Below are 17,567 nucleotides of genomic sequence, written 5' to 3' on the forward strand. Positions count from 1 at the left end.
AAAAGCATCCGCGCGGACTCCAACCCATGGCCTTACCCAGCGTCTCCAGTAATCACGACACCATCATTCAGGACTCATGGGCCCGCTGCCGCGAATTCGGCCTGGACCATCAGTCGCGCCCCGCCTTCGGTCAGTTACCTGCACAACAGGTTGCGCAGTTGCTTGAGCGCAATCATTCGTTAGTGCAAACCACGCATCAGCAAGTGCTGCCCTTTTACGAAAACATCCTCAGTAACTCCAATTGCCTGATCCTGCTGGCTGACCACCGAGGCCAGGTGCTGAACTCGTGGGGCACCAAACGCTTCGTCGAGCCGAAGCAAAGCCTGGGGTTCGTCGCCGGTGCCAGCTGGGTTGAACAAGCCACCGGCACCAATGCCATTGGCACCGCGCTGGCGTGCGAGCAGGCTGTACACATTGAGCACGACGAACACTTTCTGAAGGCCAATCGCTTCATGACCGGTTCTGCTGCGCCAATCTTCGATGCCAGCCGCCGCATGATCGCAGTGCTCGATGTCTCCAGCGACAGCTTCCTGCCGCCATCCCACACGCTGGGCATGGTGAAAATGATGAGCCAGACCATCGAAAACCGGCTAATCCTCGACCAGTTCCACCACAGCTATTTCCAGCTCACGTTCAACACCGGCCTTAATAACCTCGACAGTCAATGGGCGGGTTTGCTGGTGTTCGACGAAAGCGGACACATCCTCTGTGCCAATCGGCGCGCCGACAATCTGCTGGGCGTGAGCCTGTTGCGGGTCAACATCGAAGACCTGTTCAAGGCGCCGGTCTCGCAACTGCTCGATCAGGTCGAGGGCCAGCCGTTCGAATTGCAGGCGTCAGGGCATAACCGTTTTCATTGCCTGCTCAAGCGCCCCAAGGCTCAAGTCCTCCAACTGCGCAGCGTACCGTCTGCCAGGAAACCGCTGATCAACGAGCCCTCGCCTCTTGCAGATATGGGATTGGGAGACGAGAAAGTCGCGAAGGCCGCCAGTCAGGCGCAGCGCTTGCTGGAGAAAAACATTCCACTGCTGATTCACGGCGAAACGGGTGTCGGCAAAGAGGTCTTCGTCAAGGCCCTGCATCAGGCGAGCTCGCGTTCGCAGCAGCCGTTGATTGCCGTCAACTGCGCAGCGATTCCGTCCGAACTGGTCGAGGCTGAGCTGTTCGGCTACGAAAAAGGTGCCTTCACCGGCGCTCACCACAAAGGCAGCATCGGGCTGATCCGCAAGGCCGACAAAGGCACTCTGTTTCTGGACGAGATCGGCGACATGCCGCTGCCAGTTCAGGCAAGACTGTTGCGGGTGTTGCAGGAACGCTGCGTGCAGCCGCTGGGCAGCAGCGAGTTGTATCCGGTGGACATTCGGGTAATTTCCGCCACCCATTGTTCGTTGCGCGAACAGGTGCAGAGCGGGCACTTCCGTCAGGATTTGTATTACCGAATCAGCGGGCTGAACCTTGAGCTGCCGCCGTTGCGCGAGCGCACTGATAAAGCCGCGCTGGTACGACGGATCTGGGAGCAACATCGGGAACCTGAGCAAACAGCCGGATTCGACGCGCAAGTGATGGCACTGTTCGAACGCCATCCGTGGCCTGGCAACTTGCGTCAGTTGAGCAACGTTATTCAGGTGGCGTTGGCGCTGGCTGACGACGAGGTGATTTCGGCAGAGCACTTGCCGGAGGATTTTTTCGCGGATATGGAGATGGGCAGCGATTTCTCACAGCCCGGCGAAGCGCTGAATGCCAAAGCGAATCTGGCCTCGGCAGCGGATTTGAGTGAGTTGTTGCAGGAGAGCGGCGGGAATATCTCCCACCTGGCCAAGCGGTTGGGCGTTAGCCGCAATACGCTTTACAAGCGGCTGCGCGAGCAGGGGTTTTGATTTGAGGTCGGCGGCGTCTGCAATGACGTCTTTCGCGGGCAAGCTCCTACAGTTGAATGCGATCCCTTGTAGGAGCGCGCTTGCCCGCGATGGGTGTTTGACGCCGATGATCAATCCGCCAAACGCCAGGTCGTCACGCCCTTGCCGTCTTCCAGCACAACGCCCATGTCGGTGAGCTGGTCGCGAACCCGGTCCGATTCTGCCCAGTTCTTGTCGGCACGCGCCTGCAGACGCGCCTGAATCAACGCCTCCACTTCTGCCGCATCGACACGGCCTTCAGCGCCTGCACGCAAGAAATCGTCTGCCTCCAGCTGCAACACGCCCAACACACTGGCGAGCTGCTTCAAACGTGCTGCCAAACCGGCAGCAGCGGCCTTATCGCTTTCGCGCAGACGGTTGATCTCGCGCACCATCTCAAACAGCACGGCGCACGCTTCCGGCGTGCCGAAGTCATCGTTCATTGCCGCTGTGAAACGCTCGACGAACGCTTCGCCACCCGAAGGCTCGGCCAGCGGCAAGCCGCGCAACGCGTGGTAGAACCGCTCCAGCGCCGACTTCGATTCCTTCAGGCTGTCTTCGGAATAGTTGATCGCGCTGCGGTAGTGACTGGACACCAACAGATAACGCACCACTTCCGGCTGATACTTTTCCAGCACATCGCGAATGGTGAAGAAGTTGTTCAAGGACTTGGACATCTTCTCGCCATTGATGCGAATCATGCCGCAATGCAGCCAGGCGTTGGCATAGGTCTTGCCGGTGGCCGCTTCGCTCTGGGCGATTTCGTTCTCATGGTGCGGAAACTCGAGGTCGCTGCCCCCGCCATGAATATCGAACGTCTCACCCAGGCAGCAGGTGGACATCACCGAGCATTCAATGTGCCAGCCCGGACGCCCGGCGCCCCACGGCGATTCCCAGCTTGGCTCTCCCGGCTTGACGCCTTTCCACAGCACGAAATCCAGCGGATCGTCTTTGGATTCGTCCACTTCGATGCGCGCGCCGATGCGCAAATCTTCGATCTTCTTGCGCGACAGCTTGCCGTAACCGAGGAACTTGCCCACGCGGTAATACACGTCGCCGTTGCCCGGCGCGTAGGCGTAACCCTTGTCGATCAACGTCTGGATCATGTCATGCATGCCGCCGATGTAATCGGTGGCACGCGGCTCCATGTCCGGCTTGAGGATGTTCAGGCGCGCTTCATCTTCATGCATCGCCTCGATCATGCGCGCGGTCAGAGCATCGAACGCTTCGCCGTTTTTATGGGCGCGGCTGATGATCTTGTCGTCGATGTCAGTGATGTTGCGCACATACGTCAGGTCGTAGCCGCTGAAACGCAACCAGCGCGTGACCAGATCGAACGCCACCATGCTGCGGCCATGGCCCAGGTGGCAGTAGTCATACACCGTCATCCCGCAGACATACATGCGCACCTTGTTGCCATCCAGCGGCTTGAAGACTTCTTTGCTCTTGGTGAGCGTGTTGTAGATCGAAAGCACGTTCTGCCCCTTACCTGTACCGCATCAAGTCCACGAATCGCGCAGCGTTACCGTGCGATTGAATACCGGCTGGCCGGGTTTCGAGTCCTTGATGTCCGCGCAGAAATAACCTTCGCGTTCAAACTGGAAACGGTCTTCCGGCGCAGCTTCGCCCAACGAAGGTTCAGCACGACAACCGGTCAGGACCTGCAGCGAATCGGGGTTGATGTTCTCGAGGAAGCTTTGGCCGTCCTCGGCTTTCTCAGGGTTGGCCGAGCGGAACAAGCGGTCATACAGACGCACTTCGCATTCGATGCTTTCAGCCGCCGGCACCCAGTGCACAACGCCTTTGACCTTGCGGCCTTCGGGGTTCTTGCCCAGAGTTTCAGGATCGTACGAGCAGCGCAGTTCGACGATGTTGCCGTCGGCGTCCTTGATCGCTTCATCGGCGCGGATCACGTAGCTGCCACGCAAGCGCACTTCGCCGTTCGGCTCTAGACGCTTGTAACCCTTGGGCGGCTCTTCCATGTAGTCATCGCGGTCGATATAGATCTCGCGGGAGAACGGCAGCTTGCGCACGCCCTGTTCTTCCTGCTGCGGATGACGCGGCAGTTCGAGGTGATCGACCTTGCCTTCAGGGTAGTTGGTGATCACGACTTTCAGCGGGCGCAGCACGCACATGGCACGCGGGGCATTCTGGTCCAGATCCTGACGGATGCTGAACTCAAGCATGCCGAAATCGACCACGCCATCAGAGCGGTTGGTGCCGACCATTTCACAGAAATTGCGGATCGATGCAGGCGTGTATCCACGACGACGGAACCCCGACAACGTCGACATCCGTGGGTCGTCCCAGCCATGCACGTGCTTTTCATCGACCAGTTGCTTGAGCTTGCGCTTGCTGGTGATGGTGTAGTTGAGATTGAGGCGCGAAAACTCGTACTGACGCGGCTTGCTCGGCACCGGCAGGTTGTCGAGGAACCAGTCGTACAGCGGACGATGGCTTTCGAACTCCAGGGTGCAGATCGAATGCGTGATGCCTTCGATGGCGTCCGACTGACCGTGGGTGAAATCGTAGATCGGGTAGATGCACCACTTGTCACCGGTCTGGTGGTGATGCGCGTGACGAATGCGATAAAGGATCGGGTCGCGCAGGTTCATGTTCGGCGACGCCATGTCGATCTTGGCGCGCAGCACGCGGGCGCCGTCTTCGAACTCACCGGCCTTCATGCGGGCGAACAGGTCCAGGTTTTCCTCGACGCTGCGCTCGCGGAACGGGCTGTTCTTGCCGGGCTCGGTCAGGGTGCCGCGGTATTCACGGGCCTGCTCGGGGGTCAGGTCATCAACATACGCCTTGCCGGACTTAATCAGCTCGACGGCCCAGTCGTGCAACTGGTCGAAGTACTGAGAGGCGTAGCGCACCTCGCCAGACCACTCAAAGCCCAGCCATTTGACGTCGCTCTCAATGGCGTCGATGTATTCCTGGTCTTCCTTGGCCGGGTTGGTGTCATCGAAGCGCAGATGAGTCACACCGCCGAATTCCTGAGCCAGACCAAAGTTGACGCAGATCGACTTGGCGTGACCGATGTGCAGGTAGCCGTTTGGCTCTGGCGGGAATCGGGTCACGATCTGGGTGTGCTTGCCCGAGTCCAGGTCTGCCTGCACGATCGGGCGCAGGAAGTTGGTGGGAATTGCAGGGCCTGCCTTTGAATTCGCAGCGGCGTCTTGAGTGGGCTTGCTCATAAAATCCTTGAACTTACTAGTGGCTGCCAGGGTAGGCCGACTAAATCAAAGCGCTTATCATAGCCGAACCTGTCAAGACCCTGACAGCACGCAGTGACAAAACTGCCCCGGCTGGTTGAAAGAACAGCCCGCCACGAATTCCAGAAGAGCGACCACGCCCATGTCAAAAGTAAAGCTGACCACAAATCACGGTGACATCGTCCTGCAACTGAACGCCGAAAAAGCGCCGCTGACCGTCGCCAACTTCATCGACTACGTCAACGCCGGACATTACGAGAACACTGTTTTTCACCGCGTCATCGGTAACTTCATGGTCCAGGGCGGCGGTTTCGAGCCGGGCATGAAAGAAAAGAAAGACAAGCGCCCGAGCATTCAGAACGAAGCCGACAACGGCCTGGCGAACAAAAAGTACACCGTCGCCATGGCCCGCACCATGGAGCCGCATTCGGCGTCCGCGCAGTTCTTCATTAACGTTGCCGACAACAGCTTCCTCAATCACAGCGGCAAGACTGTTCAGGGCTGGGGTTATGCGGTGTTTGGCGAAGTGATCGAGGGCACTGATGTCGTCGACAAGATCAAAGGCGTTCCCACCACGTCCAAAGCCGGCCATCAGGATGTGCCCGCCGAAGACGTGATCATCGAAAAAGCCGAGATCATTGAGTGATATTGCTGATCTCCGATCTGCACCTGGAAGAACAGCGCCCGGACATCACCCGGGCGTTTCTGGATCTGCTGAGCGGTCGCGCCCGCGAAGCGAAATCCTTGTACATCCTCGGTGATTTTTTTGAAGCCTGGATTGGCGATGATGCGATGTCGCCTTTTCAGCGTTCCATCTGTGAGGCGCTTCGGGCATTGAGTGACAGCGGCACGCAGGTGTTTCTGATGCACGGTAATCGCGACTTCATGATCGGCAAGAGTTTCTGCAAAGCGGCAGGCTGCACGCTGTTGAGTGACCCCACTGTGGTGAACTTCAACGGTGAGGCCGTACTGCTGATGCACGGCGACAGCCTGTGTACCCGCGATGAGGCGTACCAGCGCATGCGTCGCTATTTGCGCAATCCGGTTACGTTATGGGTCTTGCGGCACCTGCCATTGAGCACCCGGCACAAGCTGGCCCGCAAACTGCGCAGTGAAAGCAAGACGCAAACCCGCATGAAAACCAACGACATCGTCGACGTCACGCCTGAAGAGGTGCCGCGGATCATGCGTGAGTACGGGGTGAAAACCCTGATCCACGGCCATACGCACCGCCCAGCCATCCACAAACTGCAGATCGGCGACGACACGGCGCAACGCATCGTGTTGGGTGACTGGGACAAGCAAGGCTGGACGTTGCAGGTGGATGAGCAAGGCTTTCAGCTCAGCGCGTTTGATTTTGTGGACGCGTGATCCTTGTAGGAGCGCGCTTGCCCGCGATGGCTTTGTGTCAGACATCTTTCTTTGACTGAACAATCGCAATTGCGGGCAAGCGCGCTCCTACAGGGTCCGGCAGGGTCTTCGTATCAATGCCCGCCACCCGGCGCAGCCTTGGCGCCAAACGGCGGTTTGGCCATCCAGACCACCAGGATCAGCGCAACGAACATCCAGCCCAGCATGTAGAAATAATCCACCGTGGACATCATGTACGCCTGGCTGGTGACGAGGCTGTCCAGTTGCGCGTAAGCCTGATTGCTCGACCCTCCCATGGTGTCCAGCGCATGCCGGGTAACCGGGTCATATACGCTGATGCTTTCGGTCAGGTAGGCGTGGTGCTGATCGGCACGGCGAATCCAGATCCAGGTGGTCAGCGACGCGGCGAAACTGCCGCCCAGGTTACGCAAAAACGTCGCCAGCCCCGAGCCGTCAGCGATCTGCGACGGAGGTAAGTCCGACATCAGAATGCTCAACGTCGGCATGAAGAACAGCGCAATCCCCGCCCCCATGAACAACTGCACCAGCGCGATGTGTTCGAAGTCCACCTGACTGGTGAACCCTGCGCGCATGAAGCAACTTGCGCCGATCCCCAGAAACGACAGCCCTGACAGCACCCGCAAGTCGAACTTGTTCGCGTATTTGCCCACGAACGGCGACATCAGCACCGGCAGAATGCCAATCGGCGCCACCGCCAGCCCCGCGTAAGTCGGCGTGTAGCCCATTTGCGTTTGCAGCCACTGCGGCAGGATCAGGTTGATCCCGAAGAACCCCGAATACCCCGCCACCAACGCGATGGTCCCGACCCGGAAGTTGCGGTAGGCAAACAGCCGCAGGTTGACCACCGGATGCTCGTCGGTCATTTCCCAGATGACGAACGCCACCAGGCCAATCGCGGCGATCACGCTGCCAATGATGATGAAGTTCGACTCGAACCAGTCCATGTCGTTGCCTTTGTCGAGCACCACCTGCAATGCGCCGACGCCGATGATCAGCGTGATCAAGCCCACGTAATCCATCGGTTGACGACTGGTGGTAACCGGCCGTTCAGCCATTTGCTGACGGACCACGAACGCTGCAAACAGGCCAATGGGCACGTTGATGAAGAATATCCACGGCCAGCTGTAACTGTCGGTGATCCAGCCGCCGAGGATGGGCCCGGCGATAGGCGCCACCACCGTCACCATCGCCAGCAATGCCAGTGCCATCCCCCTTTTCGCTGGAGGATAGACGGCGATCAGCAGCGTCTGCGTCATCGGATACAACGGCCCCGCGACCACCCCTTGCAACACGCGAAAGCCCACCAACTCAGGCATGGAGGTCGAGATACCGCACAGAAACGACGCCATCACAAACAGGATCGTCGCCCATATGAAGAGCTTCACCTCACCAAAACGACGGCTGAGCCAGCCGGTCAGCGGCAACGCAATGGCGTTACTCACGGCAAACGAGGTAATCACCCACGTGCCCTGCTCCGAACTCACCCCCAGGTTGCCGGAGATGGTCGGCAGTGCGACGTTGGCAATCGTGGTGTCGAGCACCTGCATGAACGTCGCCAGCGACAGCCCGATGGTGCAAAGCAACAGGCTGGGCGGCGTGAAAGAAGCGGGAGCGTCGTTACTCATCGCGAATCCTTTGACACTTTGAAGTCGCGCCAGCCCGAAGGCCGCCGCGTACGGATTGGCGAATCAACGCTGGGCGGTTTTGCCGGTGGCAGCGCTGTTTTCGTGGATCAGGCGGTTGATCAGCGTGTCGGCGTCGGCCAGTTGCTTCTCATACACGTTGGTGCTGAACGAGGCCTGTTTCGGCGGTTGCTGCGCCAGCACCGGGCCGCTCTGGTCGTGCAGATTGACGTCGACCACCGTCGACAGACCGATACGCAACGGGTTCTGAGCCAACTGATCCGGGTTGATATGGATCCGCACCGGCACCCGCTGCACGATCTTGATCCAGTTGCCGGTGGCGTTCTGAGCCGGCAGCAAAGCGAAAGCGCTGCCTGTCCCGGCGCCGACACTGTCGACCGTGCCGCTGTACTTCACGTCGCTGCCGTACAGATCGGCCTCGATGTCCACGGGCTGCCCGATGCGCATTTTGCCGAGCTGGGTTTCCTTGAAGTTGGCATCGATCCACAGCTGATTCAGCGGGATCACCGCCATCAACGCCATACCCGGCTGCACCCGTTGCCCCAGTTGCACGGAGCGCTTGGCCACGTAACCGGTGACTGGCGCGATCAATGTGCTGCGCGCGCTGCTCAGATACGCCTGGCGCAACTGCGCGGCGGCCGCTTTCACGTCCGGGTGCGACGACACCTCGGTGTCATCCACCAGAGCGGTACTGGTCGCCAACTGCTGCTGAAGGTTGTTCAGGGCATTTTGTGCGCTGGTCAGATCGTCTTTGGCGTGGGACAGCTCTTCCTGGGAAATCGCGCCACCGGCCGCCAGATTGCGCCGGCGATTGTAGTTGTCCTGGGCCTTCTTCACTTCCGCGCGCTGGGCGGCCATTTGCGCTTTCATGCCATCCACGTTGCTATAAAGTCCGCGCACCTGACGCACGGTGCGGGCCAGATTGGCCTCGGCGCTTTGCTGCGCGACTTCGGCATCGCTGGGATCGAACTGAATCAGCACCTGCCCTTCACGCACCAGATCGCCATCGTCGGCGCCAATGCTGACCACCGTGCCGGTCGATTGCGGGGTGATCTCCACCACGTTGCCGTTGACGTACGCGTCGTCGGTGCTTTCGTACCAGCGACCGTACATCTCGTACCAGGCCCACACACCCAGGCCGCCAAGGATGACGACCAGCGCCAGGCCGATCAGCAGCAGCTTGCGCTTGCGCGGATTGGCTTTGGGTGTGCTGTCGCCACCTGACGCTTTTGCGTCTTTGTGTTGATCGGGCACTTCTTTCTGATCGGGTGTTGCAGAGTGTTGTGAAGCGTTACTTTCGGAGGCAGTGGCCATGACGATTACCTTACTTAGTCAGCGACGCAGTTGACGGGGCGGCGGATTCGCCGGGGGCGCTGGGCGCGAAACCGCCACCCAGGGCCTGCATCAACTGGATCGACAAATCGATGCGCTCTGCATTGAGGTCCGCCAGCTGGCGTTGCGATTGCAGAAGTTGTTGTTCAATGGTCAGCACATCGACGTAGTTGCCGATGCCCGAGGCGTAGCGCTGCGCGCCAGTCCCATAGGATTGCTTGATGACGTCGGTGGCGTGCTGGCGCGCATCGATCTGCGCACTGATCGAACGCAACTGGCTGATGTTGTCGCTGACATCACCCAATGCCCGCACCAGGCTTTTGTTGTACTGGGCCACGGCGAGGTCGTAATCGGCATCTCGGGCGTCCAGATCCGCACGCCGCCGACCGCCGTCGAACAACGGCAATGAAATGGTGGGCGCGACGTTGAAGAAGCGGCTCGCCGAACCGAACATGGCGTCACCGAGCAGCGACTCCACCCCCGCAGACGCACTCAGGTTGAGGTTTGGATAGAAGTTGGTCTTGCTGGCGACGATGTCTTTGCTCGCCGCCTCGACACGCCAGCGTGCCGCGACCAGGTCCGGACGACGGCCCAGCAATTCGGCCGGCAACGACGATGGCAGCGCGACAACGGCAGGCTTTAACACCTCAGGGCGGCTCAGTTCATTGGTTCGGTCCGGGCCTTTGCCCATCAGCACCGCGAGCTGGATTTTTGCCGTGCGCAGGCGCTTTTCTGCATCGACCAGCGACTCTTGCGAGCCTGCTGCCAGGCTTTCGGTCTGCTGGTATTGATACTCGCTGTCGATCCCGGAGGTCAGACGACGGCGCCCCAGTTCAAGCATCTGGGTGGTGCGCTTGAGGTCTTCGTCAGCCAGATCGCGCACGATGTACGCCTGACCGAGGTCGCTGTAGGCACGGGCGACGTCGGCTGCGAGGGTCAACTGCGCGGCCTGTTGATCGATCTGCGCAGCCCGCGCCTGGCCCAGCGCCGCTTCCCAGGTAGCACGCTGACCGCCCCAGAGATCGACGTTGTAATTGAACACGGCCGACAGACTGCGCACGGTGCCGTAGCGACCGCCCTGCCCGGTCGGGTCTTGCTCTCGATCAAGGCGCGAGCGGGAGATGCTGGCATCGGCATCCACTGTTGGCATGCGTGCAGCATCGGCGCCGTAGGCCTGGGCATTCGCCTGATGGGTACGTGCCGCCGCAACCTGCATGTCCGGGCTGTCGCGCAGGGCTTCGTTGATCAGACTGTCGAGCTGCGGATCGCCCAGGCTTTTCCACCAGTCACGTGCAGGCCATGCCGCAGGCGAAAGGTTGACGCCCTGCAGGCTGTTTTCGGCGCGCAGCGATTTGGCGTCAAGGGCAACGCCTTCGGTGTTCAGGCCACTGGAACTGGCGCAACCGGCGAGCATCAGCGCGACCATGATCACGCTCAAAGGAGTTCGCAGGGCTGATGTGTGTCTATGGAATGTGTTCATTTTGCTGCGATCCGCGCCAGGGTGATGGGATCTTCGGCGGCCACCAGAATCCGGGTAAGCAGCTGCTCAAGTGTCGCAAGCTCTTCGACCTCGAGCATGCCGACCATCTCGTTCATGGCCTTGGCGCCAATGTGCGGCAGCAAGTCCGAAAGTTTTTTGCCTTCTTCCGTCAGCACCAGACGAACCTGCCGCCGGTCGGCGTCCGAGCGGGTGCGCTCGATCAACGCCTTCTGCTCCAGTCGATCAAGCATGCGGGTCATCGAACCGCTGTCCAGTGACAGCATGCGACACAGCTCAGCGGGTGTGTCGGCACCAAACTGCGCGATCATCACCAGCACTTTGAACTGCGGTGCGGAGACGCAGTAAGGGGTGAGATGCGCCTCGAGAATGCGGTTTTTCAGCTGCTCGGTTCTGCCCAGCAACATGCCGAGCAGACTGCTGTGAAAATTATCGGGTGTGAAATGCGCCATGAATCACCAATTATCTGCCTAGGCAGTGAGTTGGTGGGATATTACTGCCTAGGCAGTTATCTTTTCAATGAAACATTATTTAACATTTGAGCTTTCAGACGAGCGTGGGGGGGGCTTAGCAGATGCGGGGCTCTGGGTGATGGGCTTTGCCTGATAACCGCAATCGCGGCCTGGCCGCGGGTCGTCAGCTACACCAGAATGGGGCGCTCCGGAAACACGAGTGACGCCACCGGCCCTGTAGGCGTAATCGCGGCCTCGCTTCGGCGCGTCAACGCCTACAAAAAGGCTGGGGCATGACACATTTGCCGATGACTCCAACGCCCCTGCAGGAGCGGACGAGCAACGCGAGGCCGCGATGGGCTGCGCAGCGGCACTGTCCCCGTGACGTGGGTGTGTGGAGGAAAGTCGCTAATCGGCAAGCATCGGACGGTGCCAACCGCTGATCAGGTCGGCACGCCGCTGTGGAAGCGGAAATCCACGTCCGGGCTTTCGATCAGCTCACGCTCGGCCAGGCGCACTTCTTCGATCTTGGCGCTGACGTCGGCTTCGTCGCCGTAGGTGTATGCAAGCTTCAGGTAGTCCTGAAAATGCCTTGCTTCGGACTTGAGCAGGCTGGCGTAGAACTTCGCCAGGTCCTCGTCCAGATGAGGCACCAGCGCGGCGAAACGCTCGCACGAGCGGGCCTCGACGATGGCGCCCACCACCAGCGCATCGGTCAGCCTGTAGGGATTGTGGTTGCGCACCAGCTTGCGCAGCGATCCTGCATAGCGCGCCGAGCTGATGTTGACCAACGGGATGCCGCGCTTTTTGATGATGCTGATCACCTGCTCGAAGTGACGCAGCTCTTCGCGTGCCAGACGCGACATCTTGCTCAGCAGATCAAACTTGTCGTTGTACTGGAACATGAACTGAAACGCCGCGCCCGCCGCCTTCTTCTCGTTGTTGGCATGGTCGATCAACAAGATATCCAGATTGTGCAAGGCTGCCTGAACCCAGCTGTCAGGGGTGCGGCAAAGCAGGAAAGCATCGATTTCAGGATAGATCTGCATGAGTTCACAATGGCTGGGTGGGCAAGGCGCAGCATTATACGAGGGCTGTTGCGCAGGAACAGTGCCGTGGAGAAGAAAAGCGCAGAAACGGACGCCGTCGTCAGCCTGGTCGTACCTTGGGTGCCCAAGCGCATGAGGCACACCGCCGTGTCGCACAAACAGCTGAACGATTAAACTCGGCGTCCGATTGAAAAGGACGACGTACTCGCTATGCGCATCAGTCTTTCCCACGGCGCAGCAGCCATTTTTCTGACCTTGTGCACGACCGCATCAGCCGCCGCAGACGCCCTGCACGCCCGCATTGAGTCAACAGTGGACGCAGTGCTCGCCCCGATGATGGCCCGATACAACATCCCGGGCATGGCGGTCGGCGTGGTCTTCGAAGGCAAGCCTTACCTGTTCAGCTACGGCGTCGCTTCACGGCAAACAGGTCAGCCCGTCACATCCGACACCCTGTTTGAACTGGGTTCGGTCAGCAAGACGTTCACCGCAACCCTCGCCGCCTATGCGCAGGTAAAGGGCGATCTTTCGCTGTCAGACAAAACCAGCCAGTACTTCCCCTCGCTCAAGCAGCACCCGTTTGGTGACGTGACGCTGATTAATCTGGGGACGCATACGCCCGGCGGCTTGCCGTTACAGGTGCCTGAAGACATCACCAACAATGACCAACTGACGCGCTACTTCGAGCAGTGGCAACCTGCGTCAGCACCCGGCACGTTCAGAACCTACGCCAATCCGGGCATCGGCACCCTGGGGCTGATTACCGCGAAGGCCATGGGGCAGGATTTCAAAACGTTGATGGAGGGAAGCCTGTTGCCCGCGCTGGGCCTTAGCAACACGTACATTGATGTGCCCGCGCCGCAGATGACTCACTACGCGCAGGGCTATACCAAAGACGAAAAACCGATCCGCGTATCGCCCGGCGTGTTGTCGGCCGAGGCGTATGGCATCAAGTCGAATGTCGTCGATCTGACGCGCTTCATGCAGGCCAACATGAAGCAGATCACACTGGGCAAAGCTTACGAGCAAGCGATCAACGACACGCATACCGGCTATTACGCGGCGGGCGGCATGACCCAAGACCTGATCTGGGAGCAATACCCTTACCCGGTCCCACTGAAAGACCTGCAAGAGGGAAACTCGGCGGACATGATCCTCAAACCCAAGCCAGTGCGCGAGATACAGCCGCCAATGACGCCGCGTGACGACGTCTGGATCAACAAAACCGGCTCTACCAATGGTTTCGGCACTTATGTGGCGTTTGTGCCGGAGAAGCGCATGGGGATTGTGCTGCTGGCCAACAAGAATTACCCCAATGAGGAGCGCGTGGCAGCGGCGTATCGGATTCTTGAGGCGCTCACCGGTGATGCTCGTTAGACGCCCTGTGCGCCGAAAGCATCCTTCAAAAAGCCCGGTGCGATGTAGCGTTCGTAGTGCGCTTCGGACAGCAGGAAAAACTCCCTGTCGATGGCGTCACGCAATTCTGGGAGGGCCCAGTCGCGAAACTCAGGCATCAGCACCATGCCGTACGCCTCAAGCTGATTGATGACGCGTGCGCCACGGGCAATCAGTTGATAGGCCCAGCAATACTCGGACTGGTGCGGCACGAAACGGATCTTGCGCTGCTCCAGTTGAAGGCGCAGCTTGTCTTTGTCGAAGACTTCGAGCTTGGCGTTCATCACCTGCACCAGCAATTGCTCCAGACGCAGCCACACGGCGCGCTTTTGCGCCTCGTTATAGCCGTTCCAGTGAATGACTTCGTGATGAAAGCGCTTGCAGCCACGGCACACCAGATCTCCGTAAACAGTGGAGCAAAGGCCGACGCAAGGCGTTTTGATGGTCTGATTGGGCATGGCACACAAACACGGCAGAGGACGAAACAAGCCCGCATGTTAGCCCTTTGTCTAACGGGGTACACCCCTGAAGATGTAGGGGCTAACTTACCTTTAGTTTTTTTTTACCGTAGAATCACCGGGCCTTTTAAGGCGCCAATGTCCGTTGGAAGCTGTTTTCAAAGCGTCACGAGCACAGTCAGGGCTGTCTACCGTTGTAGGGAGCCCAACCCCGCAGTCCGGTTTAACGCAGGTTTGCCCTGCGTTCCCCTCCCAAACCGTTCCATGCAGGCGTAAAACTTTGAAAACAGCTTCTGTTGGAGATCGTCAGCTTCCTGCCAAAAAACTCGAAAAGTTTTAACGCACTTGGATGCGGACTTTCTTCGGATGAGCGTCCCGGACACCCATTTGGGACCACTGATGAGGGTAATACTGTGCTTGAAGCCTACCGTAAACACATCGAAGAGCGTGCCGCTCTGGGTATCGTGCCCCAGCCGCTTAACGCCGAACAAACTGCAGGCCTGGTCGAGCTGCTGAAAAACCCACCGGCTGGCGAAGAAGCTTTCCTGCTTGATCTGATCACCAATCGCGTTCCACCTGGCGTCGACGAAGCTGCCTACGTCAAAGCCGGTTTCCTGTCCGCTCTGGCCAAGGGCGAAATCACCTCCCCTCTGCTGGACCGTAAACACGCTGTAGAGCTGCTCGGCACCATGCAGGGCGGTTACAACATTGTGACCATGGTCGACCTGCTGGACGACGCTGCACTGGGTCAGGTCGCTGCCGACCAACTCAAGCACACCCTTCTGATGTTCGACGCATTCCACGACGTCGCTGAAAAAGCCAAAACCGGTAATGCAATCGCCCAAGGCGTTCTGCAGTCCTGGGCTGACGGCGAGTGGTTCAGCAAGCGCCCGACGCTGGCCGACAAGATCAGCCTGCGCGTATTCAAGGTTACCGGCGAAACCAACACCGACGACCTGTCGCCAGCGCCTGACGCCTGGTCGCGTCCAGACATCCCGCTGCACGCCCTTGCGATGTTGAAGATGGCCCGCGAAGGCATCGTGCCCGACGTTCAGGGCTCTATCGGCCCGATGAAACAGATCGAAGAAATGCGCGGCCAGGGTTTCCCTATCGCCTACGTCGGCGATGTGGTCGGCACGGGTTCTTCGCGTAAGTCGGCTACCAACTCGGTGCTGTGGTTCTTCGGCGACGACGTCCCGAACGTACCGAACAAGCGCGCTGGCGGTTTCTGCTTCGGCACCAAGATTGCCCCGATCTTCTACAACACCATGGAAGATGCCGGCGCTCTGCCAATCGAATTCGATGTCTCGAACATCAACATGGGCGACGTGATCGACGTCTACCCGTACGCTGGCAAAGTCTGCAAGCACGACAGCGAAGAAGTCATCACCACCTTCGAACTCAAGACCCCGGTGCTGTTGGACGAAGTCCGCGCTGGCGGCCGTATCCCGCTGATCATCGGCCGTGGCCTGACCGACAAGGCGCGTGCTGAGCTGGGTCTGGGCCCAACAGACCTGTTCAAGCTGCCAGAAGCTCCTGTCGACACCGGCAAAGGTTTCACCCTGGCGCAGAAAATGGTTGGCAAGGCGTGCGGTCTGCCGGAAGGCAAAGGTGTGCGTCCTGGCACCTACTGCGAACCGAAGATGACCACCGTCGGCTCTCAGGACACCACCGGTCCAATGACCCGTGACGAACTGAAAGACCTGGCGTGCCTGGGCTTCTCCACCGATCTGGTGATGCAGTCTTTCTGCCACACCGCGGCGTATCCAAAGCCGATAGACGTGACCACGCACCACACGCTGCCTGACTTCATCATGACCCGCGGCGGCGTTTCCCTGCGTCCGGGCGACGGCATCATCCACAGCTGGCTGAACCGCATGCTGCTGCCGGACACCGTCGGCACCGGCGGCGACTCGCACACCCGCTTCCCGATGGGGATTTCGTTCCCGGCCGGTTCCGGTCTGGTTGCGTTCGCGGCTGCGACTGGCGTGATGCCACTGGACATGCCGGAATCGATCCTGGTTCGCTTCAAGGGCGAGATGCAACCGGGCATCACCCTGCGTGACCTGGTTCACGCGATTCCTTACTTCGCGATCCAGAAGGGTTTGCTGACCGTCGAGAAAAAAGGCAAGAAAAACGCCTTCTCGGGTCGCATCCTGGAAATCGAAGGCCTGGACAACCTGAGCATCGAGCAAGCATTCGAACTCTCCGACGCCTCGGCCGAGCGCTCCGCCGCAGGTTGCACCATCAAGCTGTCCAAAGAGTCGATCACCGAGTACCTGAACTCGAACATCACCCTGCTGCGCTGGATGATCGAACAGGGCTACGGCGATCCGCGCACTCTGGAGCGCCGTGCTCAAGCGATGGAAGCCTGGGTTGCCAATCCGGAACTCATGGTTGCGGACGCTGATGCCGAGTACGAAGAAATCATCGAGATCGATCTGGCCGACATCAAAGAGCCTGTGCTCTGCGCGCCAAACGACCCGGACGACGCGCGTCTGCTGTCCAGCGTTGCCGGCGAGAAGATCGACGAAGTGTTCATCGGTTCGTGCATGACCAACATCGGCCACTTCCGCGCTGCGGGCAAGTTGCTCGAACAAGTCAAAGGTCAGCTTCCAACGCGTCTGTGGCTGTCGCCGCCGACCAAGATGGATGCTCACCAACTGACCGAAGAAGGCTACTACGGCATCTACGGCAAGGCTGGCGCGCGCATGGAAATGCCGGGCTGCTCGCTGTGCATGGGCAACCAGGCACGCGTAGAACCGAACGCCACTGTAGTGTCTACGTCGACCCGTAACTTCCCGAACCGTCTGGGTGACGGCGCGAACGTTTACCTGGCTTCGGCTGAGTTGGCGTCCGTTGCCTCGATCCTTGGTCGCCTGCCGACCGTCGAGGAGTACATGGAATACGCGGGCAAGATCGACAGCATGGCGGCTGATGTTTACCGCTACCTGTCCTTCGACCAGATCGCCGAATTCCGTGAAGCCGCTGCGAACGCCAATATCCCGGTTGTTCAGGCTTAATCGCTGAAATCTGCGTCATGAGAACCCCGCTTCGGCGGGGTTTTTTATTGCCTGTCGATGGGCGTCGACACCTGCTTGGCTCTTCATCAAGCGCCTTCCTGCCCTGAGGCTGAGTCACCCGCCAAATGTCCAGTCACTGTGTAGAACATCACGCTGATCATTCGCCGCAACCCGACCTTTGCGAACGCGTGAGCGGGCAGCAGCGATCATGGGTT

General features: G+C 59.5%; 13 protein-coding genes. 5 read left to right on the top strand and 8 right to left on the bottom strand.

Features of this window, described 5'->3' with window-relative positions; genetic code table 11:
• The first annotated feature begins 26 nt into the window (after window positions 1-26).
• Window positions 27-1,877, top strand: coding sequence for a sigma-54-dependent Fis family transcriptional regulator (locus tag OYW20_RS17270; RefSeq protein ID WP_268797152.1), 1,851 nt, complete (start codon window positions 27-29; stop codon window positions 1,875-1,877).
• Between the two features lie 110 nt (window positions 1,878-1,987).
• Here OYW20_RS17270 and cysS read toward each other — a convergent pair whose 3' ends face one another.
• Window positions 1,988-3,370 carry a cysteine--tRNA ligase gene (cysS, locus tag OYW20_RS17275; protein ID WP_268797153.1) on the bottom strand — a complete coding sequence of 461 codons (1,383 nt, stop codon included), beginning with the start codon at window positions 3,368-3,370 and terminating at the stop codon, window positions 1,988-1,990.
• Between the two features lie 24 nt (window positions 3,371-3,394).
• Window positions 3,395-5,092 (bottom strand): glutamine--tRNA ligase/YqeY domain fusion protein, encoded by a 1,698-nt coding sequence (locus OYW20_RS17280; RefSeq protein WP_268797154.1) that lies wholly within the window; start codon window positions 5,090-5,092, stop codon window positions 3,395-3,397.
• Between the two features lie 160 nt (window positions 5,093-5,252).
• Here OYW20_RS17280 and OYW20_RS17285 point away from each other — a divergent pair, with 160 nt between their 5' ends.
• Together OYW20_RS17285 and OYW20_RS17290 are read left to right on the top strand one after the other, a co-directional pair.
• Window positions 5,253-5,756, top strand: a complete 504-nt coding sequence (locus OYW20_RS17285; protein WP_268797155.1) for a peptidylprolyl isomerase — start codon at window positions 5,253-5,255, stop codon at window positions 5,754-5,756.
• Window positions 5,753-6,481 carry a UDP-2,3-diacylglucosamine diphosphatase gene (locus tag OYW20_RS17290; RefSeq protein ID WP_268797156.1) on the top strand — a complete coding sequence of 243 codons (729 nt, stop codon included), beginning with the start codon at window positions 5,753-5,755 and terminating at the stop codon, window positions 6,479-6,481. Before OYW20_RS17285 ends, OYW20_RS17290 begins: the two co-directional genes overlap by 4 nt.
• 113 nt (window positions 6,482-6,594) lie before the next feature.
• On the opposite strand, the gene OYW20_RS17295 is transcribed toward OYW20_RS17290, so the two are convergent.
• The 5 genes from OYW20_RS17295 to miaE all read right to left on the bottom strand — a co-directional run bounded on the left by OYW20_RS17295 (window position 6,595) and on the right by miaE (window position 12,476).
• Window positions 6,595-8,127 (bottom strand): DHA2 family efflux MFS transporter permease subunit, encoded by a 1,533-nt coding sequence (locus OYW20_RS17295; protein WP_268797157.1) that lies wholly within the window; start codon window positions 8,125-8,127, stop codon window positions 6,595-6,597.
• A 63-nt stretch (window positions 8,128-8,190) separates the two neighbouring features.
• Window positions 8,191-9,459, bottom strand: coding sequence for an efflux RND transporter periplasmic adaptor subunit (locus OYW20_RS17300; RefSeq protein WP_268797158.1), 1,269 nt, complete (start codon window positions 9,457-9,459; stop codon window positions 8,191-8,193).
• 10 nt (window positions 9,460-9,469) lie between these two features.
• On the bottom strand, window positions 9,470-10,957 hold the full coding sequence (locus tag OYW20_RS17305; RefSeq protein WP_268797159.1) for an efflux transporter outer membrane subunit: 1,488 nt from the start codon (window positions 10,955-10,957) through the stop codon (window positions 9,470-9,472).
• Window positions 10,954-11,427 carry a MarR family winged helix-turn-helix transcriptional regulator gene (locus tag OYW20_RS17310; protein WP_268797160.1) on the bottom strand — a complete coding sequence of 158 codons (474 nt, stop codon included), beginning with the start codon at window positions 11,425-11,427 and terminating at the stop codon, window positions 10,954-10,956. The genes OYW20_RS17305 and OYW20_RS17310 overlap by 4 nt, the downstream gene beginning before the upstream one ends.
• A 443-nt stretch (window positions 11,428-11,870) precedes the next feature.
• The gene (gene miaE / locus OYW20_RS17315; RefSeq protein WP_268797161.1) at window positions 11,871-12,476 is read right to left on the bottom strand and encodes a tRNA-(ms[2]io[6]A)-hydroxylase; all 606 of its coding nucleotides are present in this window, start codon (window positions 12,474-12,476) and stop codon (window positions 11,871-11,873) included.
• A 210-nt stretch (window positions 12,477-12,686) separates the two neighbouring features.
• Between miaE and ampC the strand changes: the two genes are divergently transcribed.
• A complete protein-coding gene (ampC, locus tag OYW20_RS17320; RefSeq protein ID WP_268797162.1) occupies window positions 12,687-13,853 on the top strand; it encodes a class C beta-lactamase in 1,167 nt (388 codons plus the stop codon).
• Here the strand turns inward: ampC and OYW20_RS17325 are convergent.
• Entirely contained in the window at window positions 13,850-14,329 is a 480-nt protein-coding gene (locus tag OYW20_RS17325; RefSeq protein ID WP_268797163.1) for a DUF1289 domain-containing protein, read from the bottom strand. The two genes, ampC and OYW20_RS17325, sit on opposite strands and share 4 nt — an antisense overlap.
• 413 nt (window positions 14,330-14,742) lie before the next feature.
• On the opposite strand from OYW20_RS17325, the gene acnB reads away from it, so the two are divergent.
• Window positions 14,743-17,352 (top strand): bifunctional aconitate hydratase 2/2-methylisocitrate dehydratase, encoded by a 2,610-nt coding sequence (acnB, locus tag OYW20_RS17330; RefSeq protein ID WP_268797164.1) that lies wholly within the window; start codon window positions 14,743-14,745, stop codon window positions 17,350-17,352.
• Window positions 17,353-17,567 lie beyond the last annotated feature (215 nt).

It is taken from the genome of Pseudomonas sp. BSw22131, assembly GCF_026810445.1.
GTDB lineage: Bacteria > Pseudomonadota > Gammaproteobacteria > Pseudomonadales > Pseudomonadaceae > Aquipseudomonas > Aquipseudomonas huanghezhanensis.

Bases quoted from the DNA above. Each gene is read 5' to 3' on its own strand.
- OYW20_RS17295 (WP_268797157.1), bottom strand. From the start codon at position 8,127: ATGAGTAACGACGCTCCCGCTTCTTTCACGCCGCCCAGCCTGTTGCTT.
- OYW20_RS17310 (WP_268797160.1), bottom strand. From the start codon at position 11,427: ATGGCGCATTTCACACCCGATAATTTTCACAGCAGTCTGCTCGGCATG.
- OYW20_RS17300 (WP_268797158.1), bottom strand. From the start codon at position 9,459: ATGGCCACTGCCTCCGAAAGTAACGCTTCACAACACTCTGCAACACCC.
- ampC (WP_268797162.1), top strand. From the start codon at position 12,687: ATGCGCATCAGTCTTTCCCACGGCGCAGCAGCCATTTTTCTGACCTTG.
- OYW20_RS17280 (WP_268797154.1), bottom strand. From the start codon at position 5,092: ATGAGCAAGCCCACTCAAGACGCCGCTGCGAATTCAAAGGCAGGCCCT.
- OYW20_RS17325 (WP_268797163.1), bottom strand. From the start codon at position 14,329: ATGCCCAATCAGACCATCAAAACGCCTTGCGTCGGCCTTTGCTCCACT.
- OYW20_RS17270 (WP_268797152.1), top strand. From the start codon at position 27: ATGGCCTTACCCAGCGTCTCCAGTAATCACGACACCATCATTCAGGAC.
- OYW20_RS17305 (WP_268797159.1), bottom strand. From the start codon at position 10,957: ATGAACACATTCCATAGACACACATCAGCCCTGCGAACTCCTTTGAGC.
- OYW20_RS17285 (WP_268797155.1), top strand. From the start codon at position 5,253: ATGTCAAAAGTAAAGCTGACCACAAATCACGGTGACATCGTCCTGCAA.
- miaE (WP_268797161.1), bottom strand. From the start codon at position 12,476: ATGCAGATCTATCCTGAAATCGATGCTTTCCTGCTTTGCCGCACCCCT.